Source organism: Streptomyces filamentosus, from assembly GCF_014654895.1.
GTDB classification, from domain to species: Bacteria; Actinomycetota; Actinomycetes; order Streptomycetales; family Streptomycetaceae; genus Streptomyces; species Streptomyces filamentosus.
This window is the reverse complement of the sequence record NZ_BNBE01000005.1, coordinates 61,761-84,740: the sequence shown is the minus strand read 5'-3', so window position 1 is coordinate 84,740 and position 22,980 is coordinate 61,761. Positions and strand designations below refer to the sequence as shown.

General features: G+C 76.5%; 22 protein-coding genes. 6 read left to right on the top strand and 16 right to left on the bottom strand.

Annotated features, from left to right (window positions below):
• Positions 1-67: 67 nt before the first annotated feature.
• Both IE326_RS39880 and IE326_RS39875 read right to left on the bottom strand, forming a co-directional pair.
• Complete coding sequence (locus IE326_RS39880; RefSeq protein ID WP_190045115.1) at positions 68-2,248, bottom strand: FG-GAP-like repeat-containing protein; 2,181 nt, start codon at positions 2,246-2,248, stop codon at positions 68-70.
• Between the two features lie 273 nt (positions 2,249-2,521).
• On the bottom strand, positions 2,522-2,824 hold the full coding sequence (locus IE326_RS39875) for a 4a-hydroxytetrahydrobiopterin dehydratase (protein ID WP_150235080.1): 303 nt from the start codon (positions 2,822-2,824) through the stop codon (positions 2,522-2,524).
• 105 nt (positions 2,825-2,929) lie between these two features.
• Here IE326_RS39875 and IE326_RS39870 point away from each other — a divergent pair, with 105 nt between their 5' ends.
• Positions 2,930-3,736: a helix-turn-helix domain-containing protein gene (locus IE326_RS39870; RefSeq protein WP_190045114.1), complete on the top strand. Its 807-nt coding sequence runs from the start codon at positions 2,930-2,932 to the stop codon at positions 3,734-3,736.
• Here the strand turns inward: IE326_RS39870 and IE326_RS39865 are convergent.
• Positions 3,726-4,142 (bottom strand): hypothetical protein, encoded by a 417-nt coding sequence (locus tag IE326_RS39865; RefSeq protein WP_150235084.1) that lies wholly within the window; start codon positions 4,140-4,142, stop codon positions 3,726-3,728. The genes IE326_RS39870 and IE326_RS39865 overlap by 11 nt on opposite strands.
• 264 nt (positions 4,143-4,406) lie before the next feature.
• Between IE326_RS39865 and IE326_RS39860 the strand changes: the two genes are divergently transcribed.
• Entirely contained in the window at positions 4,407-5,618 is a 1,212-nt protein-coding gene (locus IE326_RS39860) for a low temperature requirement protein A (RefSeq protein WP_190045113.1), read from the top strand.
• A 39-nt stretch (positions 5,619-5,657) separates the two neighbouring features.
• On the opposite strand, the gene IE326_RS39855 is transcribed toward IE326_RS39860, so the two are convergent.
• The 6 genes from IE326_RS39855 to IE326_RS39830 all read right to left on the bottom strand — a co-directional run bounded on the left by IE326_RS39855 (position 5,658) and on the right by IE326_RS39830 (position 12,639).
• Entirely contained in the window at positions 5,658-7,469 is a 1,812-nt protein-coding gene (locus IE326_RS39855; protein WP_190045112.1) for an alpha/beta hydrolase, read from the bottom strand.
• 134 nt (positions 7,470-7,603) lie between these two features.
• Complete coding sequence (locus IE326_RS39850; protein WP_190045111.1) at positions 7,604-7,837, bottom strand: hypothetical protein; 234 nt, start codon at positions 7,835-7,837, stop codon at positions 7,604-7,606.
• A gap of 62 nt (positions 7,838-7,899) precedes the next feature.
• Complete coding sequence (locus IE326_RS39845) at positions 7,900-8,280, bottom strand: hypothetical protein (RefSeq protein WP_150235091.1); 381 nt, start codon at positions 8,278-8,280, stop codon at positions 7,900-7,902.
• 66 nt (positions 8,281-8,346) lie between these two features.
• Positions 8,347-9,783 (bottom strand): amino acid permease, encoded by a 1,437-nt coding sequence (locus IE326_RS39840; protein ID WP_190045110.1) that lies wholly within the window; start codon positions 9,781-9,783, stop codon positions 8,347-8,349.
• 83 nt (positions 9,784-9,866) lie between these two features.
• Positions 9,867-12,026, bottom strand: coding sequence for a phage holin family protein (locus tag IE326_RS39835; protein ID WP_190045109.1), 2,160 nt, complete (start codon positions 12,024-12,026; stop codon positions 9,867-9,869).
• 208 nt (positions 12,027-12,234) lie between these two features.
• The gene (locus IE326_RS39830; RefSeq protein WP_150235098.1) at positions 12,235-12,639 is read right to left on the bottom strand and encodes a recombinase family protein; all 405 of its coding nucleotides are present in this window, start codon (positions 12,637-12,639) and stop codon (positions 12,235-12,237) included.
• 116 nt (positions 12,640-12,755) lie between these two features.
• On the opposite strand from IE326_RS39830, the gene IE326_RS39825 reads away from it, so the two are divergent.
• Entirely contained in the window at positions 12,756-13,535 is a 780-nt protein-coding gene (locus IE326_RS39825; RefSeq protein WP_150235100.1) for an MBL fold metallo-hydrolase, read from the top strand.
• Positions 13,532-14,194, top strand: a complete 663-nt coding sequence (locus tag IE326_RS39820) for a DedA family protein (protein WP_229915922.1) — start codon at positions 13,532-13,534, stop codon at positions 14,192-14,194. The genes IE326_RS39825 and IE326_RS39820 overlap by 4 nt, the downstream gene beginning before the upstream one ends.
• On the opposite strand, the gene IE326_RS39815 is transcribed toward IE326_RS39820, so the two are convergent.
• The 3 genes from IE326_RS39815 to IE326_RS39805 form a co-directional block, all read right to left on the bottom strand.
• Complete coding sequence (locus IE326_RS39815) at positions 14,174-15,214, bottom strand: MBL fold metallo-hydrolase (protein WP_150235102.1); 1,041 nt, start codon at positions 15,212-15,214, stop codon at positions 14,174-14,176. The two genes, IE326_RS39820 and IE326_RS39815, sit on opposite strands and share 21 nt — an antisense overlap.
• A 93-nt stretch (positions 15,215-15,307) precedes the next feature.
• Entirely contained in the window at positions 15,308-16,543 is a 1,236-nt protein-coding gene (locus IE326_RS39810; protein WP_150235105.1) for an aminotransferase class I/II-fold pyridoxal phosphate-dependent enzyme, read from the bottom strand.
• A 105-nt stretch (positions 16,544-16,648) separates the two neighbouring features.
• A complete protein-coding gene (locus IE326_RS39805; protein WP_190045108.1) occupies positions 16,649-17,845 on the bottom strand; it encodes a sulfite oxidase in 1,197 nt (398 codons plus the stop codon).
• 476 nt (positions 17,846-18,321) lie between these two features.
• Here IE326_RS39805 and IE326_RS39800 point away from each other — a divergent pair, with 476 nt between their 5' ends.
• Complete coding sequence (locus IE326_RS39800; RefSeq protein ID WP_190045107.1) at positions 18,322-19,158, top strand: methyltransferase domain-containing protein; 837 nt, start codon at positions 18,322-18,324, stop codon at positions 19,156-19,158.
• Between the two features lie 13 nt (positions 19,159-19,171).
• Here the strand turns inward: IE326_RS39800 and IE326_RS39795 are convergent, their stop codons facing one another.
• A complete protein-coding gene (locus tag IE326_RS39795; protein ID WP_190045106.1) occupies positions 19,172-21,133 on the bottom strand; it encodes a DUF5107 domain-containing protein in 1,962 nt (653 codons plus the stop codon).
• Positions 21,134-21,334: 201 nt separating this feature from the next.
• On the opposite strand from IE326_RS39795, the gene IE326_RS39790 reads away from it, so the two are divergent.
• Positions 21,335-21,670 carry a DUF6204 family protein gene (locus tag IE326_RS39790; RefSeq protein ID WP_150235113.1) on the top strand — a complete coding sequence of 112 codons (336 nt, stop codon included), beginning with the start codon at positions 21,335-21,337 and terminating at the stop codon, positions 21,668-21,670.
• On the opposite strand, the gene IE326_RS39785 is transcribed toward IE326_RS39790, so the two are convergent.
• The 3 genes from IE326_RS39785 to IE326_RS39775 all read right to left on the bottom strand — a co-directional run bounded on the left by IE326_RS39785 (position 21,651) and on the right by IE326_RS39775 (position 22,938).
• Complete coding sequence (locus IE326_RS39785; RefSeq protein WP_150235115.1) at positions 21,651-22,202, bottom strand: GNAT family N-acetyltransferase; 552 nt, start codon at positions 22,200-22,202, stop codon at positions 21,651-21,653. The genes IE326_RS39790 and IE326_RS39785 overlap by 20 nt on opposite strands.
• Before the next feature lie 131 nt (positions 22,203-22,333).
• A complete protein-coding gene (locus IE326_RS39780; protein ID WP_190045105.1) occupies positions 22,334-22,690 on the bottom strand; it encodes a hypothetical protein in 357 nt (118 codons plus the stop codon).
• Positions 22,687-22,938, bottom strand: a complete 252-nt coding sequence (locus IE326_RS39775) for a lipopolysaccharide assembly protein LapA domain-containing protein (protein ID WP_150235119.1) — start codon at positions 22,936-22,938, stop codon at positions 22,687-22,689. Before IE326_RS39775 ends, IE326_RS39780 begins: the two co-directional genes overlap by 4 nt.
• Positions 22,939-22,980: the final 42 nt, after the last annotated feature.

Sequence of the window (22,980 nt, the reverse complement as noted above, 5' to 3'; positions counted from 1 at the left end):
CCCGGTCCCGGAAACGGATCGGCCGCGGGCGGGACGCACGCGGCCGATCCGTGGGAGGGGCCGGGCGCTAGAAGAGCCTGCCGATGTTCGCACGCTGTTCGATGTCGCGGGACTGGGCGGGGGCGAAGGGCGCATTCCACTGGCCGGTGCCGTGGTAGAGGCGCAGGACGGTGTCGTCGCGGTTGGCGGCCAGGTCTTCGGCGAGGAGGTCGTTGCGGCCGTCGCCGTTGACGTCGCCCGTGCCGATGAGGTTGCGGAACCCGCCCCAGCCTCCGCCGATCCTGGTGCGGGGAGCGAAGGTGCCGTCCCCCTTGCCGAGGTAGAGCCACAGGACGCCGTCCTTGCCACGGGCGACGAGGTCTCCGGCGGTGCCGCCGGCGAGGTTTCCGGTGGCGGTGAGCTGGTTGTAGGCCCCCCAGCCGGCACCGATCTTCTTCCTGGCCGCGAAGGGGGCCTTGATGTCGCCGGTGGAGCGGTAGAGCCACAGGACGCCGGTCTTGTCGGCGGCGAGGAGGTCGGGGCGGCCGTCGCCGGTCACGTCGGAGCCGGCCGCGAGCTGGTCGTAGGTGTTCCAGCCGCCGCCGATCCGGGCCCGGGGGGCGAAGGGCGTCTTGTGGCTGCTCTTGCCCTCGTAGAGCCACAGGACGCCGGTCTTGTCGCGGGCGACGGTGTCACCGTTGCGGGCGCCGCCGAGGTTGCCGGCAGCGAGGATCCGGTCGTACGCGTTCCAGCCGCCGCCTATCTCCAGCTCGTACGGCTCCTCGTGCGCCTGCAGGCCCCACACCTGCCGGATGTCGTACGCCGAGAGTGCGCCGTTCCTGTCGACGGCCAGGACGTCCGGGGATCCGTTGTCGTTGAAGTCGTGCGGACGGGGGGTGCGGGTGAGGGTGAAGGATCCCCGGCGCTCGACGGCCTGGCCGATGCCGTTGGCGGGCACGCCCGTCATGGTCCACGTGTAGGCGCCGTTGAAGGCAGGAAGACCGTCCTTGTACATCCCGTCCCAGGTGAGCGAGTGGACGGTCACGCCCTCACGGGGCTCTTGCACGAGTTTCACGGTCCGGCCGGATGCCGTGTGCGTCAGTGTGAGCGTCGTCCGGGCGTTGAAGCGGCTGAGCGCCCAGCTGGCCTTCAGCTTTCCGCCCGCGCGGTCGAAGTCGAACGTCCCCGTCGGCGGGAGAGCCTGCTTCACCACGGTCAGGGCGGTCGGCCGGTCGAAGGTGCGCAGGAGGGTGGCGGCGGGCTTGCCGGTGACCGGGTCCGGGGCGATCCGGTACAGGCCCTCGCCCTGGGCGAGGGTCCCGCCGAGGACGAGCAGGCTCCCGTCGGGGCTGTATGCCACCGAACCGGCGTGGTCCAGCAGCGGCACGTCCGTCCCGCCGTCCAGCGGGCGGGCGGTGAGCGGGGTGTACGGGTGGGGAGAGATCGCGGTGCCGCCGCCCGGCTTGACCAGCGCCACCCAGTCACCCACCTGGTGCGCCGTCAGGTCGCGCGTCTCCTGGGGCAGCAGCGGCGTGGTGGCCACCGGTGCGTCCGTGGCGCGGGAGAGCACCTGGAGTCGGGGGTTGCTGCCGTACGGGTCGAGCACCCAGGTCAGGTGGTTCGGCGTCACGGCGATCGCGGTGTGGAGCGCCTCCGGGAGGAAGTAGTGAGACGCGGTGAGCGCCCCGGTGGCCACGTCAACCGTGCTGAGCCGCCCACGGTAGTAGCCGTTCTGGATCGGCTCTCCGTAGGAGACGGCGAGGCTGTCCGGACCGGACGAGTGGCTGAACATCGGCCTCGAACCCTCGGCCAGATCGAGCACGCGATCGCTGATCCGGCCGTCCGCGCCCCGGGAGACGAGGTGGAATTCCTCGGCGCCGCCCACGGTTGCCGTCATCAGCAGCGTTTCGCCCACGACACGGTCCACCACGTAGGGAGTGGCGTCCGTGTTGAACGCCGACGTGTCCAGTGCCACCGGCTCCGTCGCCCCGCTCATGTCCGTGAGCGTGAACACGGCCCCCTGCCGGGACACGACCAGATCGGTACCGGCGCTGCCCCAGTACGACCCGGCCGGCAGGGCGGTGGTGACGCCGTCCGCCAGACGCGTCCACCGGTGAACGGCCGAAGCCCCGGTACCCGTACGGCTGAGGATGCCGGTCCTCCCGGCGCTCAGCAGTACGGAATCGGCGGGGATCGACAGGGGCGCGACCGCCTCCGCGACCCCGGCGGGAGCCTCCACCGGCACCGGGCCCTCCGCTCCGGCTGCCATGGCCGGCGTGCTCAAGGCCCCTGCGGTCACGGTCAGAACGAGGGCGACGGCCGGGCTGAGATGTCTCAAGGGGATGCCTCCGCGGTGCAGTGGTGGTGAGGAACTCTCAACACCGCCAGACTCACGACAACCGTCCAAGGTTGCACGATTCCGGCTCCCCCGGAGAAGAATCCGTGAGGTCCGCAAGCCACCCGTCCCGATCGATCGCTTTTCTCGCCCTCCGCCAGGCGAGGCCGAGGAGGGTACGGGGGCGGCCCGGTGGGCGACGGGGCGTCAGTCGGCGCCGTGGCCGGGGGCGGCGGCCTCGACGCGCTCGGCGAGGTCGAAGTCCTTCTCGGTGAGGGCGTCGGCGGAGTGGGTGCGCACGGCCAGGCCGACCGAGTCGTAGCCGAGCGTCAGGTCGGAGTGGTGGTTCAGCTCCTGCTGGATCTGGGCGACGTGGACGACGAGGGCGGTCGCCGCGAAGTGGTCGGGGAGCCGGTAGGAGCGGACGAGGCGGCCGTCCTCGACGGACCAGCCGGGAAGCTCCCGCAGTCGGTCCTCGATCTCCTTCTGCGACAGCGGCTGCGTGGTCACGGGGGTGCTCCCTCCGGTCGGGTGGTGCGCGGGGCGGGGTACGGGGTGCGGCGTCGGTCCCCGGGGGTACGTACCCGGGTCGCCCCTCTGGGATACCGTCTGGGCATGACGACGGTCGTGAGCGACACGGGGGTGGGGGCGCTGCTGCGCGACTGGCGCGAGCGGCGGCGGCTGAGCCAGCTGGAGCTGGCGCTGCGCGCGGACTCCTCGGCCCGGCACATCTCCTTCGTGGAGACGGGCCGGTCCCGGCCGAGCGAGGAGATGATCCTGCGGCTCGCCGAGCACCTGGACGTGCCGGTGCGGGACCGCAACGCCCTTCTCCTGGCGGGTGGTTACGCGCCCCGGTACACGGAGTCGCCGCTGGACGCGCCGGAGCTGGAGACGCTGCGGGAGGGCATCGCGCGGCTGCTCCGGGGGTACGAGCCGTATCCGGCGCTGGTGGTGGACGGTTCGTACACGGTGGTGGCGGCCAACCGGGCGATCGGGCTGCTCCTCGACGGGCTGCCGGAGCACCTGCTGGCGCCGCCGATGAACGCCATGCGGGTCACCCTGCACCCGGAGGGCCTGGCGCCCCGGATCCGCAACTTCCGGGAGTGGCGGGGGCATCTGCTGGCCCAGATGGAGCGTCAGATCGCCTTCGCCCGTTCGGAGGCGCTGCGGGCGGTGTACGAGGAGGTGACGGCGTATCCGCTGCCGGAGCCGGCGGAGGCGGGCGACGCGGAGGACCCGGAGCCGTATCCGTACTTCGCGCTGCCGCTGCGGATCGAGCACGACGGGCGGGTGCTGTCCTTCGTGTCGTCGATCTCGACCTTCAACACGCCGATGGACGTGACCGTCGCCGAGCTGGCCATCGAGACGATGCTCCCGGCCGACCCGGCGACGGTGGAGTACCTGCGTTCCCTCAGCGGGTAGCGGCGCGCAGCGCGGTCCACTGGAGGAGGGCGAAGCCGGCGACGGTGCCGGCCTGCACCGGGGTCCAGACGAGTCCGGCGGTGGTGGGGTCCAGCCAGGCGGCGAGGGCGACCAGGCTGAGGACGGCCCACAGCAGGTTGGCGTCCACGACGAGCTTCACGGCGAGCGCCGGGGGCTGCGGGCGGCTCGCCAGCCAGGCGACGCCGGCGGCGAAGGCCGTGAGGAAGAGGCCGAGTTCGAGGAGCAGGGCGGAGTCCACGCCGAGGAGGTCGCCGAGCGGACCGGAGGCGAGGGCGTAGGCGAGTCCGTTGGCCCCGGTGACGACGGCGTCGAGGGCGAGGAACCGGCGGACCATGGACTGCGGCTGGGTGGTGCGGGCGAGACCGGCGAGCAGGGCCTGGGACATGGCGGATCACCCTCCTGAAGGGGGTCGTTCGTACGGTGGGGAGCCGGCGCCCGGGCGGAGTGCGCCGCCCGGGTTCCGGTGTTCCAGAGCTTGCCGCCGGGGGCGGGTGCGGGTCGATTACCCCGGAGGTCATGCCGGGGCCGGGGCGGTCTCCCGCCGTGTCTCGGGCCGGAGTTCGGACTCTCCCGGCGGCGGGCCGGGCGGCGTGTGTAGGGTGCGCGCCGGGCGGCGCGCGCCGCCCTGTCACAGGGGGAGGACGCGCGGATGGCGTGGGGCAGAGGGAAGGCCGGCCTGGTGGCCACCGGGGGCGATCACGCGGTGACGCCCGCCGAGCTCTTCTTCGACCTGGTGTTCGTGTACGCGATCACGCAGGTCACGGCGCTGATGGCGACGGCGCCGTCGCCGGTGCGGCTGGCCGGCGGCATGGTGGTGCTGGCGCTGCTGTGGTGGTGCTGGTGCTGCTTCGCCTGGCTGGGCAATGTGGTGCGGGCCGACTCGGGCGGTCTCTTCGCGGTCCTGGTGACCGTGATGGCGGTGGTCCTGGTCGTGTCCTTCGCGGTGCCGGAGGTCTTCGCGGACCGGCCGGGCGGGCTGCCGGCCCCGCTGCTGTTCGTGCTCTGCTACGGCGCGGTGCGGGTGCTGCACCTGGTGTCGTACTGGGTGAGCAGCCCCGGGGACACGGCGCTGCGGCGGACGCTGCGGCGGACCGCGCTGGTGTCGGTGCTGCCGCCGCTGGTGCTGCTGCTGGCCGGCTCGGCGTACACCGGCCGGGCGCAACTGCTGCTGTGGCTGGCCGCGGTGGCCGTGGACTACGGCGGCATCTACGTCACCGGCTCGTCGGGCTGGCGGGTCAACTCCCCCGGGCACTTCGCCGAGCGGCACGGCCTGATCGTGATCATCGCGCTGGGCGAGTCGATCGTGGCGATGGGCGTCGGCGTCGGGGGCCTGCCGCTGACGCCCGCGGTGCTGGTCGCGGCGGCGACCGGGCTGCTGCTGTCGGCGGCCCTGTGGTGGCTGTACTTCCGGCAGCTGGGCGAGGGCGCGGAGCACCGGCTCGCGGGGCTCGGCGGCGACGACCGGACCCGCTTCGCGCGGGACGTGTACACCTTCCTGCACCTGCCGCTGGTGGCGGGCGTGGTGCTGTGCGCGCTGGGCATGAAGAAGGTCCTCCAGCAGGTCGCGGACACCGGGCACCACGGGCTCGCGGAGCCCCTGCACGGGGTGGTGGCCTGGTCGCTGCCCGGCGGGGTGGGCGTCTACCTGCTGGGCGCGGCGGCGGTGGTGTGGCGGACCTCGGGGCGGCGGCCGGTGGCGCTGCTCGCGGGCGGTGCGGGCGGGGTGCTCGCGGGGCCGCTGGTCGCCCTGGTGCCGGGTCTGGTGGCGCTGGTCACGCTGACCGGGGCGACGCTGGCGCTGCTGACCGTGCACGGGCGGCGGGGCGCGGACGCCGCCCCGGCCGCCGTCGCGGGGGCGTAGCCCCCGCCGCGGAGTCTCGGCGGGGCGCTCCGGGAGGTCTCAGTAGGCCGCCCTCCGGTGGCCGATGTAGGCGCGCAGACGGGTGGTGTCGGCGTCGGTCCAGTCCTCGGGCGGGGCGACGGCGGCCCATCCGTCGACGGCTCCGGCGCCGTAGCGGTGGCCGTGCGGGGCGTCGACGCCGTACGAGACGGCCATGTCGACCGAGGTCTGCCAGAAGGTGACGAAGGGGAACCAGCGGATCTCGGGGGTGATGTCCGGGCCGAGCGGCCGGGAGAGCCAGGCGGGCCGGTCGAGGAGCAGGTTGGGCGACCACCAGACGACGGGGTCGGAGGCGTTCTGGAGGTAGACCACGCGGGGGTGTTCCCAGCGGGCGGCCGGGCGGGCGAGGTCGGTGGCCGGGAACTGGCCGAAGCGGACGTGCCGGCCGCCGTCGTACCGGGGGCGCCAGACGGGGCTGCCGGGGTCGCGGTCGCGGCGGAGCTCGCGGGAGACCGGCGAGAAGTCGGGCGGGCCCAGGAGGAGGGCGCCGTCGGTCTCGGCGAGGAGGCGGGCCGCGCTGCCGAAGGAGGCTTCGACGGCGTAGGCGCCGAGGCTCTCGCCGGTGACGACGAGCCGGGGCCTGTGGTCCGGGGGCAGGGTGTCGAGGCGGGCCCGGACGGCGTCGAGGAGGGCGCGGGTGGCCTGGCCGGCCTTCTCCTTGTCGACGAGGAAGGAGACCCAGCTCGGCAGGTACGAGTACTGGACGGCGACGATCGCGGTGTCGCCCCGGTGCATGTACTCCAGGGCCTCGGCGACGTTCGGGTCGACCCAGCCGGTGCCGGTGGTGCCGGCGACGGCGAGGACGGACCGGTCGAAGGCGCCGGTGCGGTCGAGTTCGCGGACGGCGAGGGCGGCCTGGGCGGCGAAGGGGCTGGCGTCGGCGAAGGCGACGGGCGGGGTGGAGGGGACGTAGACGCGGACCGGGTCCCGGGCGGGGCGTCCGCTCCAGGCGGTGAGCGCGGCCCGGGTGGGGGTGGAGCCGGTGAAGTTGCGCCCCTCGTAGCCGAGGGAGTCCCAGCCGAGGAGGGAGCCGGGGCCGCCGGAGACGTAGCGGGAGACGGGCCGTTCGATGCCGGCCTTGGTGCCGCCGTTGGTGGCGGCGGCGATGCGGTCGGCGACGTCGACGATCCCCCGGTCGTAGACGATGTCGCGGACGCCGACGAGGACGGCGAGGGCGGTGAGGAGCGCGCCGGTGACGTAGGCGACGGGCCGGGGCAGGAGCCGGCCGAGCAGCCGGATGAGGGTGACGGCGCCGAGCCGGACGAGACGGGCGAGGAGCAGGGCGAGGGCCAGGAGCGCGAGGGCGATCAGGGCGATCATCGGCGTGTGCCAGGTGAGCGAGGGCGGCAGGTCCTGGAGGACCCGCAGCCGGCGCTGCGTCCGGGCGGACTCGGAGACGAGCCAGAGGGTCGCGAGCGGGGCGAGCAGCCAGTACGCCTGCCAGCAGCGGGTGCGGACCGGCTCGCCGGGCCGGCGGCGGACGAGGGCCCGGAAGAGCCAGGCGAGGGTGGAGCCGAGGGCGTAGCCGATGGCGGCGGTGATGCCGCCGACGATGCCCTGGAGGTACCAGGGGCGGGGCACCAGCGAGGGGCTGAGGCTCGACCAGAAGAAGGCGGTGGCGAGGCAGAGCGCGGTGAGGTCGGGCCAGCGCCGGACGCGGTACGCGGGGCTCGCCCGGTCCCAGTAGGGGTGCCGGGCGAGGCGGAGGAGCCGGTCGGCGGCCCGTCGGGCGGGCGGTGCGCCGCCGGGTTCGGGGCCGGGGGCGGTTCCGGCGGACCGATCGGGGCGGGTGTTCCGGTCGGTCGAGGTCATCGGATCAGCCTGGTACGGGCCGCCGCGCGGACGCAAATCGGATTCTCCGATGACCGTCCGGTGAGCAGCGGTCCGGGGGGCGGCCGCCCGGCACGAGGGGCGGGGCGGCCGGTCCCCGGGAGGGGTGCGGCGGATCAGCGGACCGGCGGCTCGCGGCGCGGGCGCGGTCCGGCGGGGGCGGAGCCGGGCGGGACGGAGCCGGGCGCGGCCCGGCGGGTCCGCTCCGGGGCCGCCGGAGGGACGACCGCCGGGGAAGGGGCGGCCGCAGGGGCGGGGGCCGGTTCGGACGGGACGTCGGCGGCGCGGCGGCTGCGGGCGGCCTCGGCGCGCAGCAGTGCCTGGAGGACGGCGTACGGGTCGGTGGGCATGACGGTGCTCCTCGCGATGCGGGGGGGGTGGTGGAAAGGGGCTGCTGGGAGGCGGGGCCTCCTCAGCAGCGCATCACCACCCGCCGGGACGCGGCGGGGCGCGGAGCGGGTACGGGGGCGGGGGCGCCGCACGCGGCGGCGCGGCGGTCCGGGCGGGCGCGCCGGGGCGCCCGGACGGGGCGGATCCGGGTCCGCCGGTGCCGGGCGCGGCCGGGGAGGGCCGCCTCGGCGGGGCCGGGTTCGTGGGTCTCGCCCACGGGGTCGGCGGGCGCGGAGGCCGGGCGGGCCTCGCCGGCGCCGGGCGGCCCGGCCGCCGCCCCGGCCGTGCCGAGGACGGCGAGCACGAGGAGCGCTCCGCAGAGCAGGGTGAGCAGCCGCCCCAGGCGCGCCGGGAGGCCCGCCGGGGCGGCGGGCTCGCGGGACGGGAGGGGTGCGGGGCTCACGGTGATCCGTACTGCCCCGCCGGACCGTCCGGCGCTCCGCCCGGGCGGGAGATCCGCCCTCCTGGACTACGCCCCCGGGGCCTGATTCACCGTCACGGGGGTCCCGGGGGCCTCGGCGGTCCCACCGGCCACCGCGGCTCCGGCCGGGGCGGCGGCGCGCTTGCGGGCGGCCATCCAGGCGTAGACGAGGACGCCGGCGAAGAGGAAGAGGACGCCCTGGTAGACGGCGGCGTATCCGGACCCGGCGACGAGCCAGAGGGAGAAGCCGAAGGCGGCGAGGGCGAGGGCGGCGTCCCGGGCGAGGCGGGCCCCCCGGACCCGGTCGGCGCGGCCGGAGAGCAGGAAGTACACCTGGGCGGCGGCGGAGAGCAGGTAGGGGACGGTGGCGGTGAAGGTGGTGACGAGGACGAGGGCCTCGAAGACGCCGCCCGGTCCGGCCGTGTAGTTGTAGACGGTCAGCAGCGAGGCGAGGACGACGGTGACCACGACGCCGACGGTGGGGACGCCGCGCCGCTTCACGGTGAAGACCTGCGGGAAGAGGCCGTCGCGGGCGGCGGCGTAGGGGGTCTGGGCGCTGAGGAGGGTCCAGCCGTTGAGGGCGCCGAGCATGGAGACGAGGGCCATGCAGGCGACGGCGGCGCCGCCCCAGGTGGAGCCGGACATCAGGTTCACGGAGTCGGCGAAGGGCGCGGTGGAGACGACGAGCCGGTCGTGCGGGACGGTGCCGAGGACGGAGACCATCGTGAGCAGGTAGAGCCCGGCGGCGGCGAGGGTGCCGAGGACGGTGGCGCGGCCGACGTTGCGGCGCGGGTCGCGGACCTCCCCGGCGCTGACGGCGGCGGACTCGACGCCGAGGTAGCTGAAGAGCAGGATCGCGGCGGAGGCGGAGACCGCGCCGAGCGCGCTCTCGTCGCCGGCCCGGAAGGGGCCGAGGTTGGCGCTGTCGAAGAAGAGGAGGCCGCCGACGGCGACGATGAGCAGGGGCACGAACTTGAGCACGGTGGCGACGACCTGGACGGCGCCGACGTACCGGGTGCCCGCGAGGTTGGCGCAGGCCGGCAGCCACTGGATCAGCAGGGCGGCGCCGAGGGCGGCGGCCGTCGAGTGGTGGACGGGCACGAGGACGTCGAGGTAGCCGACGGCGGCGACGGCGAGGGCCGCGTTGGAGACCCAGGTGGTGATCCAGTAGGACCAGGCCGCGAGGAAACCGGCGAAGTCGCCGAAGGCCTCGCGGGCGTAGACGTACGGGCCGCCGGTCACCGGGTGGCGGTGGGCGAGCCGGCCGAAGACCAGGGCGAGGGCGAGGGCGCCGAGGGTGAGGACGCCGAAGGCGACCAGGCTGATGGTGCCGAAGGGGGCGACGGAGGCGGGCAGGAGGAAGATGCCCCCGCCGATGATGTTGCCCATGACCAGGGCGGTCGCGACCGGCAGCCCGAAGCGGCGGGCGTGCTGTCCGCCGGTGTCGCTCCCGGGGAGGGTGGGGGCCGTGGGGGCCGTGCTCATGGGGTGGTGCGCCTTCCGTCGTGCAGGACCGGACAATCCTCCGGAACCGGACCATGGTCGGGTACGGCGAACACCCGTCCAAATCAGTGGTTTTTGTCTGGCACGACCGGCCCCTCGACCGGAAGAAGTGATTCCGCTTCGGTCTGGGGCGGGGAAATCTCCTGGCTCCCCGCCGGGCGCTCCAGCGGCACCTGCGGCCCGTCGCCCTCGCGCAGCCAGCGCCGCAGCACCCGGTGGACCCGCTCGGCGCCCACCAGCTCCTCCCCCTCCGCGACGGGCGGGGACAGCTCCGGCGGGGAGAGCAGGAAGGGGCGCGCCTGCTCGCCGCCCAGCCCTCCGTGCGAGCCGATCTGCTCCTCGAAGGCGTGCACGGTCCCGGTCGCCGGGTCGTACATCGAGTTGACCATGATGTCGGCGACGTGCGGGAAGCCGTCGGTGCGCCGGACGGCGTCGGCCGCGCCCCGGCCGAAGACCGCGAGCGGCCCGTCGTCGGCCAGCTGCGCCACCGGCACCTCCACCCCGTCCCCCGCCAGCACCACCGAGCCGTGCTCCGCGCTCGCCACCAGGAGGAAGCCGATCCCCGGGTGCTGGGCCAGCGTCCGCAGCAGCGCCGGATGGCGCCGGTCGATCTCCTCCTTCGTCAGCCGGTGCGGCACGTCGGGGAAGGAGACCAGGCCGAGGTTCCCCGAGGCGAGGACGACCGGCTCGGAGGGCCGGGCGGGCAGCTCCCGCTCCTCCTCGCCGCCCGTCTCCACCGGCCGGTGCAGGGCGCTGCGCAGCGCGTCGCGGGCGGCGGCCCGGGCCTCGGCGCCGCTGCGGGTCCGGCCGGCCCGGCGCGACACCGGCAGCCCGCAGCCCGCCCGCACCAGGTCCTTCAGCGTCAGCCCGTACGCCCCCTCGAAGGTCTCCCCCGGGCTCTGCCCGTGGTCGGAGAGGAGCACGATCCGGTACGGCCGCGGGGCGTGCTCGGCGACCCGGGCGATCAGCCCGACGGCGCGGTCGAGGCGGCGCAGCACCTGGTCGGTGTCCCGGCCGCGCGGCCCCGAGTGGTGCGCCACCTCGTCGTACGCCACCAGGTCGGCGTAGACGGCGGTGCGGCCCGCGAGCATGTCGCCCATCACAGCGGCGACCACGACGTCCCGCTCGACCACCGTCGCGAAGGCGCGGACGAAGGGGTAGGTGCCTCCGCGCGGGATCCTGGGGGTCTCGCGGCGCAGCCGGGACCGGGTCGACTGGACCACCTCGCGGACGACCTCGCCGACGAGGGAGCCCGCGGTCCGGACGGCGTTGGCCGGGTCGGAGAAGTACGCGAAGTACCCGGCCCGCGAGCGGTTCCTCCGGCCCCGCCGGGCGGCCACCGTCAGCACCAGCGCCACCTCGTCGGCGCCGCCGCTGAAGAGGTTGCCCCGGGAGGCGCCGTCGAGGCTGAGGAGCCCGTCGTCGCCGGTGCGGCGCACCGCCCGGCGCTGGAGCTCGACCGCGCTCGCCGGCCGGTTCGACACCATGACGCGGCCGGTGTCCTTCTCGTACCAGCGGAAGGCCGGCACGTCCTCGTTGCTGCCGTGCAGGATGCCGAGCTGGCTGGCACCCGTCTGGCTCGACCAGTCCGTGCGCCAGGGGGTGAGCCGGTGGCCCGCGTCGAGCCAGCCCGCCACCGTCGGCATCAGGCCGTCGGCGACGGCGTCCCGCAGCGCCCGGTGGCCGACGCCGTCGAGCTGGAGGAAGACGGTGCCGGGGGCGGGCGCGGAGCGCGGGTCTCGGGGGCGGGTGCGGCCGGTCAGCCGGTAGAGCCGGCGGCGGTAGGCGTCGTCGTCCCGCACCGCGAGCGCGGTGGAGGTGGCGGAGGCGACCGCCGACATCACGGCGGCGACCACGACCGCCGTCTCCGGGTCGGCGGCCCCGCGCCCGTCCGGGATCAGCCAGAGCGCGACGAGGAGGAGCGAGCCGTTGAGGAAGAAGGCGAGCAGGCCGAGGACGAGGGCGGGGACGAGCAGCAGCGCCCGTACCGCCAGCGGCCAGACGAGCGCGGTCAGCAGGCCGAAGGCACCGGCGGCCCAGGCGGCCGTCAGGGCCGTGCGGGTGAGGCTGTCGCCGTCGGCGGACTGGAGCTGGAAGTCCGGGAGCAGACCGGCGAGCAGCAGCAGGGTGAGCGTCGACACGGCCCACACGGTGAGCACCCGCACGGCCGTCCGGCCCGCGGTGCGCCAGCGGCCGGCGCCGCCTCCCCTTCGCCCGTCACCCACGCCGCCCGTCACCTTTCACCCAAACGTCCCCCTACCCTGACACATCTACCCACCGCCGGGCGTCCGGGCACGGCCGGGACGGGAAAGGGGCGCGGGAGGGGAGCGGGGACGGGGGCGGCGACGGGCGGGACGGCGACAGGACGCCGGGTTCCCGCCGTCTCCGGCGCCGTGCGGCGCCGGGTCTCCGCCGTCGCCGCCCCGGGCGGCCTCAGGTCCCGTCGTACCCGGCCGTGGGCATGGAGAGGCGGCGGTGGACGGCCGCCCGGGCGGCGGAGTCGTAGACGGGGGGCTGCGCGTCGGCGGTCTCCAGGCGCACGCCCCGCCGCGCGCACTCTGCGCGGAAGCCCGGGACGGAGGTCAGCGCGCGGTCGAGGACCCGCTCGTTCGCGGCGACGAAGAGGTCCACCTCCCCGGACTCCACGTCGGCCCACAGCTCGTCGTGGTCGGGGCGGACGCCGTAGAAGAGGAGTTCGCGGGCGAGGACGTAGCCCCGCTCGTCCGCCCAGCGGGCGCACGCGGCCCGCTGGCCGCGCGTGTCGACGAGGAAGGGGACGGAGTCGAGCTCTTCGAGCGGGGTGAGGCTGGCGATCGCCGCGACCCGGACGTCGTTCATGGGGCGACCCTACTGCCCCGGGAAGGCCCGCGGGAGGCCCGCGGGGGTGTGGGGGAAGCGGCCCGCGGACATCTACCCTCGTCAGGAGAGGCGCGAGCGGGCGACGGAAGGGCGGCATGCCGGTGGAGGTCACCTGGTGGGGGCACGCGACCTGCACGGTCGAGGACTCCGGGGTCCGGTTCCTCACCGACCCGCTGTTCGCGCGGCGCCTCGCGCACCTGCGCCGCCGCCGCGGCGCCCCGCCGCCGCCGGAGGCCGCCGTCGCGGAGGCGGTCCTCGTCTCGCACCTGCACGCCGACCACCTGCACCTGCCGTCGCTGGCCCGGCTCGCGCCGGGCACCCGGCTGCTGGTGCCGCGCGGCGCGCCGGACGCCGTGCCGGGGCTGCGCCGGCTGGCCGCGGGAGGGCTGCGGCTGACGGAGGTGTCCGCCGGGGACGAGGTGGCGGTGGAGGGCGTGGCGGTACGGGCCGTCCCCGCGCGCCACGACGGCCGGCGGCTGCCGGTGGGCCCGCACCGCTCCCCCGCGCTCGGGTACGTGATCGAGGGCGGGGCGCGGACGTACTTCGCCGGGGACACCGGCCTGTTCGACGCCATGGCGGAGGAGGTCGGCCCGGTGGACGTGGCGCTGCTGCCGGTGGGCGGCTGGGGCCCGTTCCTGGGCCAGGGGCACCTGGACGCGGCCCGCGCCGCCGAGGCGCTGGCCGCGCTGTCCCCCGCCGCGGCGGTGCCGGTGCACTACGGCACGTACTGGCCGGTCGGTCTGGACGGGGTCCGGCCGCACGAGTTCCACGCGCCGGGCGACGAGTTCGTGCGCCAGGCGGCCCGGCTGGCGCCGAAGGTGACGGTCCACCGGCTCGGGCACGGCGAGCGGGTGCGCCCGGAGGTCGCCCGGTGACCGGAGGACTGCTGGCGGCCGTGCGCGACCTGCCGCCGGAGTCGACGCAGCAGGCGGTCGGCTATCCGTCGCTGTTCCTGCTGGTGGCGCTGGGCGCGCTGGTGCCGGTGGTGCCGACGGGGGCGGTCGTCAGCTCGGCGGCGGTGGTGGCCTTCCACCAGAGCTCGCCGTTCTCCCTGCTCTTCGTCTTCCTGCTGGCCGCGTCCGCCGCCTTCCTCGGCGACCTGGCGCTGTACTGGCTGGGGCAGCGGGGCGTCCGCTCGCGGGGCGGGTCCCGCTGGCTGGCGGCGCTGCGCGGCCGGGTGACGCCGGAGCGGCTGGCGCACGCGCAGGAGCGGCTCGACAGCCACCAGGTGTCGGTGCTCGTGCTGTCGCGGCTGGTGCCGGCCGGCCGGATCCCGGTGATGCTGGCGTGCCTGCTGGCCCGGATGCCGCTGCGCCGGTTCGCCCGGGGCGACGCGGCGGCGTGTCTGGCGTGGGCGGCGACGTACCAGCTGATCGGCATCCTGGGCGGTTCGCTCTTCCCGGAGCCGTGGCAGGGCGTGGTGGCGGCGGTGGGCCTGACGCTGCTGGTCGGGGCCGTTCCGGCGGGGTGGCGGCGGCTGCGGGGCGGTCGGCGGGGCGGTCGGCGGGGCGCGCTACGGCACGAGGACGCGTGAGCCGCCGACCGGGAGGTCCCACAGGTCCTCGCGGGGCAGCCCGGCCCGTTCCCAGGCGGCCCTGACCCGGGTGAGGGGTTCGAGGACGGGCTCGGAGGAGAGGACGAAGGTGGCCCAGTGCATGGGGGCCATCCGGCGGGCGCCCAGGTCCTGGTGGGCGCGGACGGCCTCCTCCGGGTCGGTGTGGACGTCGCTGAGCCACCAGCGCGGGTCGTAGGCGCCGATGGGGAGGAGCGCGAGGTCGATGCCGGGGTGGCGGCGGCCGATCTCGGCGAACCAGTGGCCGTATCCGGTGTCCCCGGCGAAGTAGACCCGCCGACCGGCGGGGTCGGTGAGCACCCAGCCGCCCCACAGGGAGCGGCAGGTGTCCAGGAGGGTCCGCTTGGACCAGTGGTGGGCGGGGACGAAGTCGAAGCGGACGCCGCCGAGTTCGACCGCCTCCCACCAGTCGAGCTCGGTGACGCGGGTGAAGCCGCGGCGGACGAACCAGCGGCCGAGCCCGGCCGGGACGAGGACCGGGGTGGCGCGCGGGAGGCGCCGGAGGGTGGGGGCGTCGAGGTGGTCGAAGTGGTTGTGGCTGATGACGACCGCGTCGACCGGCGGCAGGTCCTCCCAGCGGACGCCGACCGGGGTGAGCCGGGCGGGGGTGCCGAGGATGCGGCGGGACCAGACGGGGTCGGTGAGGACGGTGAGGCCGCCGACGCGCAGGACCCAGCTGGCGTGCCCGGCCCAGGTGACGGCGACGGTGCCGGGCCCGGCGGGCGGCGGCGGGCCGGGCTCGAAGGGCAGCAGCGGGATGTCCCGCAGGCCCTCGGGCCGGGGGCGTACGGCTCCTTCGCGGGCGAGCCGGGCGAGCGCGCGGACGCCGGGCAGCGGCGCGGTGAGCCGGTCGGCGAAGCTGCGGGGCCAGTCGTGGCGCAGCCGGCCGAGGGGCTGGAGGACGGAGGTGGGGAGCGGGGCGGGCGCGGGCGGGCGCGGGGCCTCGGCGGCCGGGGCGGGGCGGGCCGTCCGTTCGGTCATCTGCGGGCTCCGTTCTGCGCGGCGGGGGAGGCGGTCCGGCGGGGGACCGTCCGGTGGGGGTGGTCCGTGGGGGCGGGGGCTGTGGGAGCGGGTTCAGGCGAGTTCTCGCAGGGCGGCGGAGAGGGCGGCCAGGGCGTTCGTGACCTGGGGCAGGCGTTCGGGTTCGCGGGCGGCGAGGGTCTCGGCGCGTTCCGGCGGGGTCGTGCCGAGCAGCGGGGCGGTGTCGAGGCGGACCCGGAGGGCGCCGAGTTCGTCGCCGAAGCGGTGGCCGCCGGGGACGGGCCGGCCGAGGCGGGCGGTGAGGTGGTTCTCCAGTTCCAGGGAGTCGGTGACGCCGTGGGCGGCGAGGCCGGGCCGGAGCGGGCCGAGGTCGGCGTAGAGGTGGCGGCCGGCCCGCGGGGGCCGGGCGAGGGCGCCGGCGTCGAGGACGGCGCGGTGGGCGGCGGCGGCCAGCCGGCCGTGGACGCCGGCTGCGCGGCGGGCCGGTACGGAGACGTCCTCGGGTTCGCCGAGGGCGTGGGCGACGGCGGGGGCGACCGGGGCGGCCGTCACGGCACCGAGGGCGGTGAGCACGTCGAGGACGCGGGCCCGGGGGTCGCGGTAGCGGTCGGCGCGGGCCGGGCCGGTGGGCGGGAAGCGGGCGATCGCGCAGGGCCAGGAGCCGGGGACGAGGCCGCCGCCGGCGAGGTCGGCGAGGACGGTGACGTCGTCGGGGCACATCTCGGCGGGGCTGACGAGGACGGTGTCCTGCGGGTGGTGGAGGGTGTCGCGCCAGGTCTCGTCGCTGATGACGTGGAGCCCTTCGGCGACGGCGGCCTCGCAGCTCTCGCGGACGAGTTCGGGCGGGGCGACGCCGGCGGTGGGGTCGTCGGCGACGGACAGCAGCAGCACCCGGGGGTCGCCGCCCTCGGCACGGACCCGGCGGACGGTCTCCAGGAGGGCGTACGGGTCGGGGACGCCGCCCGCCTCCGGGGCGGTGGGCACGTGGTACGCGAACCGGCCGAGGAGCCGGACCTGCGGGGTCCACCAGGCGGGGCAGGGCCGGGGCAGCAGCACGTCGCCGCCGTGGGCGGCGAGGAGCGCGAGGAGGAGGGCGGGGGCGCCGGGGGCGACGAGGGAGTCCTCGGCGTGGCCGCGCAGGCCGCGGCGCCACCAGTAGCCGGCGGCGGCCTCGCGCAGCACGGGTCCGCCGCCGGGCGGTTCGGGGGCGGTCCGGCCGGCGGCGGCCGCGAGGAGCGCGGCGAGCTCCGGGGGGACGGACCGGCCGCTCTCGGGCACGGGCGGGCCGTAGCGCACCGGCCCGCGGCCTTCCGGAGCCGTCTCCCGCATGTCCCGTACCTCCTGAGCGCACGGGGGCGCCGGGCAGGGCGTCCCCCTGCCCTGTTATAAGCGCAAATGCGCCGTTCTACATTCTCGGGAGGCCGTGGTCCGCGCTCAGGAGACCGTGACCGGGTGACGGACGACCGCGTCGAAGAGGTAGCCCTGGGTGTTGGCGACGGCGGTGTCGGGCTGGACGTTCCCGGCGGCGTCGGTGGTGCGGGAGAGCAGGGTGGCGGGTCCGGTGCGGGCCGGGCGCCAGGCCGCCGACCAGCGGACCCAGGCGGCGCGCCGGGGGTCGTCGTGGAGGCGGGCGGGGCGCCAGGTGGCGCCGCCGTCGGTGGAGACGTCGACGGAGCGGACGGGCGCGTGGGCGGACCAGGCGCGGCCGGTGAGCCGGTGGACGCGGCCGGCCTCCAGGGCGGCGCCGAAGGGCAGCTGGAAGCCGGACTTGAGCGTCTGCTCCGTGATCGGGGCGCTGCCGCCGGGCGAGTGGGCCTCGCCGAAGAGGCGGTACCAGTCGGTGGACCAGGGGCTGGCGAGCGGGCGGGTGGCGACCTCGATGTCGCCGAGCCACTTGATGGAGGCGATGCCGACCCAGTGCGGCACGATGAGCCGGACGGGGTGTCCGTGGTCGTACGGGAGCGGCTCGCCGTTCATCTCGTACGCAAGGATCACGTCGTCCAGCGCCTTGGCGACGGGCAGCGGGCGGCGGACCCGGCCGAAGTCGGTGCCGCCGGAGACGTACGGGGCGTCCAGGCCGCGCGGCAGCAGGTCGACGGCGTCGTGGGCGAGGCCGGCGCGGTGCAGGACCTCGCGGAGGGGGACGCCGCGCCAGCGGGCGGCGCCGACGGCGCCGAGGGTCCAGGGGGTGCCGGAGACGGTCTGGCCCTGCTGGGTGGCGTAGAGGCTGCGGCCGTTCCCGGCGCATTCGACGAGGGCCGTCCGGGTGACGGAGGGCAGGTCGCGGAGCTGTCCGAGGGTGAAGTGGACGGGGGTGCGGCCGTGGAGTCCGTCGCCCCAGAGGGTGAGCCGCCAGTCCGCCGCGTCGAGGACGGGGGTGGAGGTGTGGTTGCGGACGAAGAAGCGGGCGGCGGGGGTGAGGGGTCCGGTGTCGCCGAGGGCGTCGAAGCGGGCTTCGGCGTTGGTGCCGCGCACGGTGAAGTGCGCCTCGGGCAGCGGTTTGACGATGCCGGGGGCGGCGAGGGGCGCGGCGGCGGCCGGGCCGGCGGCCCCGGCGAGCGCGGCGGCGGCCGGGACGGCGGTGAGGGCCTTCAGGAGCGAGCGGCGGGCGGGCTCGGACGGGTGCGGCACGGGACTCCTCGGCGCGGTCACGGGTCGGGCCGCCGGACGGCGGCGGGCCGATCGTAGGGGCGCGCGGGGGTGGTGGGGCGGGGTCCCGGCGCCTGTTCACGAGGCTGTCACAGGAAGCGCGGGGGAGGGTGGGGGGCGGCCTCAGGCCGGCGGGAGGCGCGGTGGAGGGGCGGTGGAGGCGCGGTGGCGGCCCGGTTCCCCCACGGTCCGGGCCGCCTCCGCGGAACGCGCTCCCCCGGCGCGTCCCCCCGCACGGAAACATATAGAAGTCTTTTCTAGAAACCAACTCCACTCGCCCCCCGCCGCCCCGGCCCCCCGACCCCCTCCCCCGACGGACCGCCGAACTCCCCTCCCCCGGATGCCGCTTGACCGCGCTCCACCGAGGCCAGCTCGTCCACATGGCAAGACACGGGTCTCACCATGCGGCGAGCGGATCTACGGTGGAGGCACGCACCCACACCGAGGGAGTCGCTTCCATGACGCACGCCGCCGAGCGGTCCACGACCCGCGAGACCGCCGTCTACACCCACGGCCACCACGAGTCGGTCCTCCGCTCCCACACCTGGCGCACCGCCGCCAACTCGGCCGCCTACCTGCTGGGCGAACTGCGCCCGGGACTCGACGTGCTGGACGTCGGCTGCGGACCCGGCACCATCACCGCCGACCTGGCCGCGCTGGTCGCCCCGGGACGGGTCACCGGCGTCGACAGCGCCGGGGACGTCCTGGACAAGGCGCGGGCCACCGCCGCCGAACGGGGCCTGGAGAACGTCACGTTCGCGGTCGCCGACGTCCACTCCCTGGACTTCCCCGACGACTCCTTCGACGTCGTCCACGCCCACCAGGTGCTCCAGCACGTGGGCGACCCGGTGCGGGCGCTGCGCGAGATGCGCCGGGTGTGCCGGCCGGGCGGGATCGTCGCGGCCCGCGACAGCGACTACGGCGCCTTCGCCTGGTACCCCGAACGGCCCGGGCTGGACGGCTGGCTGGACCTCTACCACCGGGTGGCGCGGGCCAACGGCGGCGAACCGGACGCCGGGCGGCGGCTGTTCGCCTGGGCCCGGCGGGCCGGCTTCACCGACATCGCCACCACGGCGGGCACCTGGACCTTCTCCACCCCCGACGAGCGGGCCTGGTGGAGCGGGCTGTGGGCGGACCGCACCACGGCCTCCTCCTACGCGGCCCTGGCGGTCGACGGCGGCCACGCCACCCGCGCCGAGCTGGAGGAGATCCACGCGGCCTGGCGCGAGTGGGGCGCCCAGGAGGACGCCTGGTTCATGGTCCCGCACGGCGAGATCGTCTGCCGGGTCTCCTGACCCGGCCGGACCCTCAGGGCCGCATGCGGAACTCGTAGGCGGCCGGGAGGGGTTCCGCGCCGGTCCGGGACCAGAGGTCGCCGAGGACCTCCGCGCCCTCCCGGAGGTCCGGGACCTCGAAGCCCGCGTCGAAGACCGCGCGGGCCTCGGCCGGGCGGTGCTCGGCGAGCAGGAGGCGGACCTCCAGGAGCCTGAAGGCGCCCCGGGCCCGCACCTCCCCGGGCAGCGCCTCCCACAGGGCGCGGGCCCGGCCGGTCCGGCCGACCGCCAGCTGGGCGTCGACCGCCTCGCGGGTCAGCGCGGCGGCGGCCGTCACCGCCGCCGGGCCGTCCACCGCCCCGGCCAGCTCCGCGCACGCCTCGGCGAAGCGGTGGGCGGCCCGCTCCGGATGCCCCTCCTCGCGGTCGGCGACGGCCAGGCAGTACAGCAGCGGCCAGCGCACCGCCGCCCCGGCCAGCCCCCGCTCCCAGCTGCGGACCGCCTGGGCCCGGTCGCCCGCGTGCCACTGGGCGATGCCGAGGTGGTACTCGGTGGACGGGTCGGCGGGGGCGGTCTCCAGCATGTCCCGCCAGGCCGGGGCGGTCTGCGGCGGGAAGGGCACGGCGCCCTTCGCGGGCGGCGGCAGGGCGCCGGTGCGCAGCAGGTCCCGCCAGGGCTCCTGCTCGGCGCCGAGCGTCGTCTCGGGGAAGGGGGTGCCGGGGAGGACGTGCCCGGCCCGCAGGACGTCGAGGGCGCCCCAGCCGGACCCCGCGGCGAGGACCGCGGCCGGCTCCGGGTCGGTGTCGGCGGCCCCCTCCCGCCAGGCCGCGTGCGCGGCGTCGACGGCGCCGCGGGGCAGGGCCAGGTCCAGGGCCCGCTCGGCCTCCGCCCGGGCGGCCGCCCAGTCGGGGCCCAGCGCCGCGGCCGGATCGGCGGCCAGCGGCCCGTACGCCTCCAGCCAGCTCAGCTCCGACTCCGGCGCCAGTTCGAGGTGTTCGAGCTGGGTGCGGGCGAGACCGGCCTGGATCTCGGCGTACCCCTCGGTGCCCGGCGCGGTGAGCCACTCCTGCCAGCGGCGGCCGCCGGGGCCGGTGCCCCAGACGAAGAGCTTGCGGCCGCGCAGCCGGTCGGTGGAGGTCTGGACGAGGCCGGTGCCGTCCTCGTCGAGCGCGGCGATCCAGCGGCGCCCGCCGTCCGGGAGGTCGTAGAACCAGTCCCCGGCGTGGGTGCTGTGCTCCGGCCGGGAGCGGTCCGTGCCGTCCTCGCCCGCCGGTACGGGGACCTTGCGCAGGCCCCGCTCGTAGCCGTGGTGCCAGGCGGTGTCGGCGGGGGCGAGGACCCTGCGGCGCTCGGGGACGGCGGTGTTGGACCACCAGTAGACGGGCGCGGGGCGCTCGTGGGGGTTGCGGATCCGGACGCCGACGAGGAGGAAGTCGGAACCCTCCGGCAGCCACAGGTCGACCTGGAAGGGCAGGTCCCGCAGCCGCTCCCACTCCCAGAGCCGGAGCATCGGCGTGCCGTCGGGGGCGGGCACGGTCGCCGCGTGCAGCGGGGCGCAGGAGAGGGTGGTGTGGCCGGTGGCGCCGGTGTTCCACTCGACGCCGCCGGAGAACCAGGCGCCGTTGAGGGCGAAGGCGGCGGGCTGGAACACCGGGTTGCGGTAGACGAGTTCGCGGCCGGTGGGCTTGTGGTGCAGGGAGTGGATCCGGCCGCCGAGGCCGGGCAGGACGGTGACCCGCAGCCGGTCGTTCTCCAGGACGAGGGCGTCCAGGGACGCCTCCCGGCGGTCGCGGCCGTAGCCGTCGCGGACCGGAGCGGGCAGCAGGCTGCGCAGCGGCGCCCGGCCGATGCCCCGCGCCATGTCGCGCGGCAGGGCGGCGAGCTCCTCGGGCCCGAGGGCGTGCGCCGGGCCGGGGGTCCGGAGGGCGGGCAGCGGGTTGTCCGGGCCGAGCGGGGCCGCCGGGAGGGTGAGCACGGCACGTCGTACGGTCGTCATCCGCCCATGGAACACGCCGGGGCCCGCCCTGAACAGACCGCGTGACCAGGGCTTTCCCGCGCGGTCCCGAGGGCTCCGGCGTGCGGTGCGGAGGGCTCCCCGGCGCGGTTTAATGGCGCGCGCCGGAACCGGGCCCCGGCCTAGGGTGGAGGGTCGCCCGCCGCCGTGGCGGGCACCGGGAGCACCACGGGAGTACGAGAGATGGGCACGCCACACACCTACCGGGTCATCGTGCGGGGCACCTTCGACGGGCTGTCGCCCGAGAGCCGGGAGCGGCTGCTCGCCGAGGTGGAGGAGCACGGCCTGGCGGCCATGCGGTTCACCGAGGAGGGCTCCCTCACCTACGACCGGGCGCTCAAGCACTTCTCGTACCGGCTGGTCGTCGCGTCGGACGCGGAGGACGGCGACGAGATGGCCGGGGCGCTCGCCGAGGAGCGGGTGGAGGCGGCGCTCGCCGCGCTCGGTCACGGCTACAAGGGGCTGAAGTCCACGGTGACCGACCTCGACACGATGAAGATCAACCGCAAGGGTCGGTGATCGCCCACCGCTCGTGGTCCCGCCAGGCCCCGTCGATGAACAGCATCGCGGGCGAGAAGCCCTCCAGACGGAAGCCGGCCCGGCGGACCAGGGCGCGCGAGGGGGCGTTGCCGGGCTGGATGTTGGCCTCCAGGCGGTGCAGCCCCATCGTCGTGAAGGCGTGCTCCAGGAGCAGGTCCAGCGCCTCCCCCATCAGTCCGCGCCCGGCGGCGTGCGCGAAGGCGCCGTAGCCGAGGGCGCCGCTGCGGAAGGCGCCGCGGACGATGTTGTTGACGGTGAGGAAGCCGGCGATCCCGCCGCCCGCCGCCCGCTCGCAGACCAGGAACCCGGCCCGCGCCGCCTCCCCGGTCAGCGCGGCCGCGTACGCCGCGTACTCCTCGGCCGTCCGGGGCGGGAACAGCCACGGGCGGTGCAGCCCGACGCTCTCCTCGGCCCGTGCGGTGAACTCCGCCCCGTCCTCGGGCGTGAAGGGCCGCAGCCCCACGCGGGGGCCTGCGGCGAGGCAGCGGGAGCGGTGGAGGTCGTCGGGCACGGGCCCAGGCTAACGGGAGGCCGCGCGGGCGGGTCGGCGGCGCGGCCCGTACGGGCGGGTCGGCGGGGCCGGTACGGGCGGGGTCGGCGGGGCCCGTACGGGCGGGGTCAGCGGCGGGCCGTAGGGCGGGGTCAGCGGCGGGCCGCCGTCACGCGGACCGGGCAGGGCTCGTCCTTGCGGAGGACGCCGATGACGACCGTGGTGCGGCGGTCCAGGCCCGTGCCCGCGGCCGGGTACTGGGTGCAGACCCGCCAGCGCGGGGGCCACAGCACCCGCCGGTCCCGGCCGCTCGCGTCGTGGACGTCGAGCCGGGTGCGGTGGTCGAGGCGGGTGAAGACCCGCCACAGGGCCCGGCCCCGGAAGTCCGGCATCCGCGGCCACGGACCGGACGTCTCCCGGGCCCGCCGGGAGCCCGCCCCGCCGGCCGCGCCGACCGCCGCCGCGAGGGCCGCCGCCGCGAGGGCCCCGGCCAGGGGCCCGCGCCTCACTTCCTCCTCCTCGGACCCCTCCGGGCGACGTACCAGCCGCAGAGGCCGCCGAGCAGGGCGGTGGCGAGCAGCGCGAGGTAGAGCGGCATCGTCACCTCGGGGATCAGCAGCCGGATCTTCACCTCGCGGGTGTTCTCGAAGATGAAGACGAGCAGGAGGACCGCGACGACCGCGATCGCGATCCGGCCGGGGGTGACGCCGCCGAGCCGCTCCCCCCGCTTCGTGCCTGCCGTGTCCTTGGGACTCATGCGCGGCCCTCTCCTCCGTCGTCCGTCTCGGGCGTGCCCGTG

Excerpts from the sequence above, each read along its gene's own strand:
- IE326_RS39880 (WP_190045115.1), bottom strand. The coding sequence starts at position 2,248 with ATGGCAGCCGGAGCGGAGGGCCCGGTGCCGGTGGAGGCTCCCGCCGGG.
- IE326_RS39850 (WP_190045111.1), bottom strand. The coding sequence starts at position 7,837 with ATGCCCACCGACCCGTACGCCGTCCTCCAGGCACTGCTGCGCGCCGAG.
- IE326_RS39815 (WP_150235102.1), bottom strand. The coding sequence starts at position 15,214 with ATGACCGAACGGACGGCCCGCCCCGCCCCGGCCGCCGAGGCCCCGCGC.
- IE326_RS39855 (WP_190045112.1), bottom strand. The coding sequence starts at position 7,469 with ATGACCTCGACCGACCGGAACACCCGCCCCGATCGGTCCGCCGGAACC.
- IE326_RS39860 (WP_190045113.1), top strand. The coding sequence starts at position 4,407 with ATGGCGTGGGGCAGAGGGAAGGCCGGCCTGGTGGCCACCGGGGGCGAT.
- IE326_RS39800 (WP_190045107.1), top strand. The coding sequence starts at position 18,322 with ATGACGCACGCCGCCGAGCGGTCCACGACCCGCGAGACCGCCGTCTAC.
- IE326_RS39870 (WP_190045114.1), top strand. The coding sequence starts at position 2,930 with ATGACGACGGTCGTGAGCGACACGGGGGTGGGGGCGCTGCTGCGCGAC.
- IE326_RS39810 (WP_150235105.1), bottom strand. The coding sequence starts at position 16,543 with ATGCGGGAGACGGCTCCGGAAGGCCGCGGGCCGGTGCGCTACGGCCCG.
- IE326_RS39775 (WP_150235119.1), bottom strand. The coding sequence starts at position 22,938 with ATGAGTCCCAAGGACACGGCAGGCACGAAGCGGGGGGAGCGGCTCGGC.
- IE326_RS39830 (WP_150235098.1), bottom strand. The coding sequence starts at position 12,639 with ATGAACGACGTCCGGGTCGCGGCGATCGCCAGCCTCACCCCGCTCGAA.
- IE326_RS39795 (WP_190045106.1), bottom strand. The coding sequence starts at position 21,133 with ATGACGACCGTACGACGTGCCGTGCTCACCCTCCCGGCGGCCCCGCTC.
- IE326_RS39865 (WP_150235084.1), bottom strand. The coding sequence starts at position 4,142 with ATGTCCCAGGCCCTGCTCGCCGGTCTCGCCCGCACCACCCAGCCGCAG.
- IE326_RS39840 (WP_190045110.1), bottom strand. The coding sequence starts at position 9,783 with ATGAGCACGGCCCCCACGGCCCCCACCCTCCCCGGGAGCGACACCGGC.
- IE326_RS39790 (WP_150235113.1), top strand. The coding sequence starts at position 21,335 with ATGGGCACGCCACACACCTACCGGGTCATCGTGCGGGGCACCTTCGAC.
- IE326_RS39825 (WP_150235100.1), top strand. The coding sequence starts at position 12,756 with ATGCCGGTGGAGGTCACCTGGTGGGGGCACGCGACCTGCACGGTCGAG.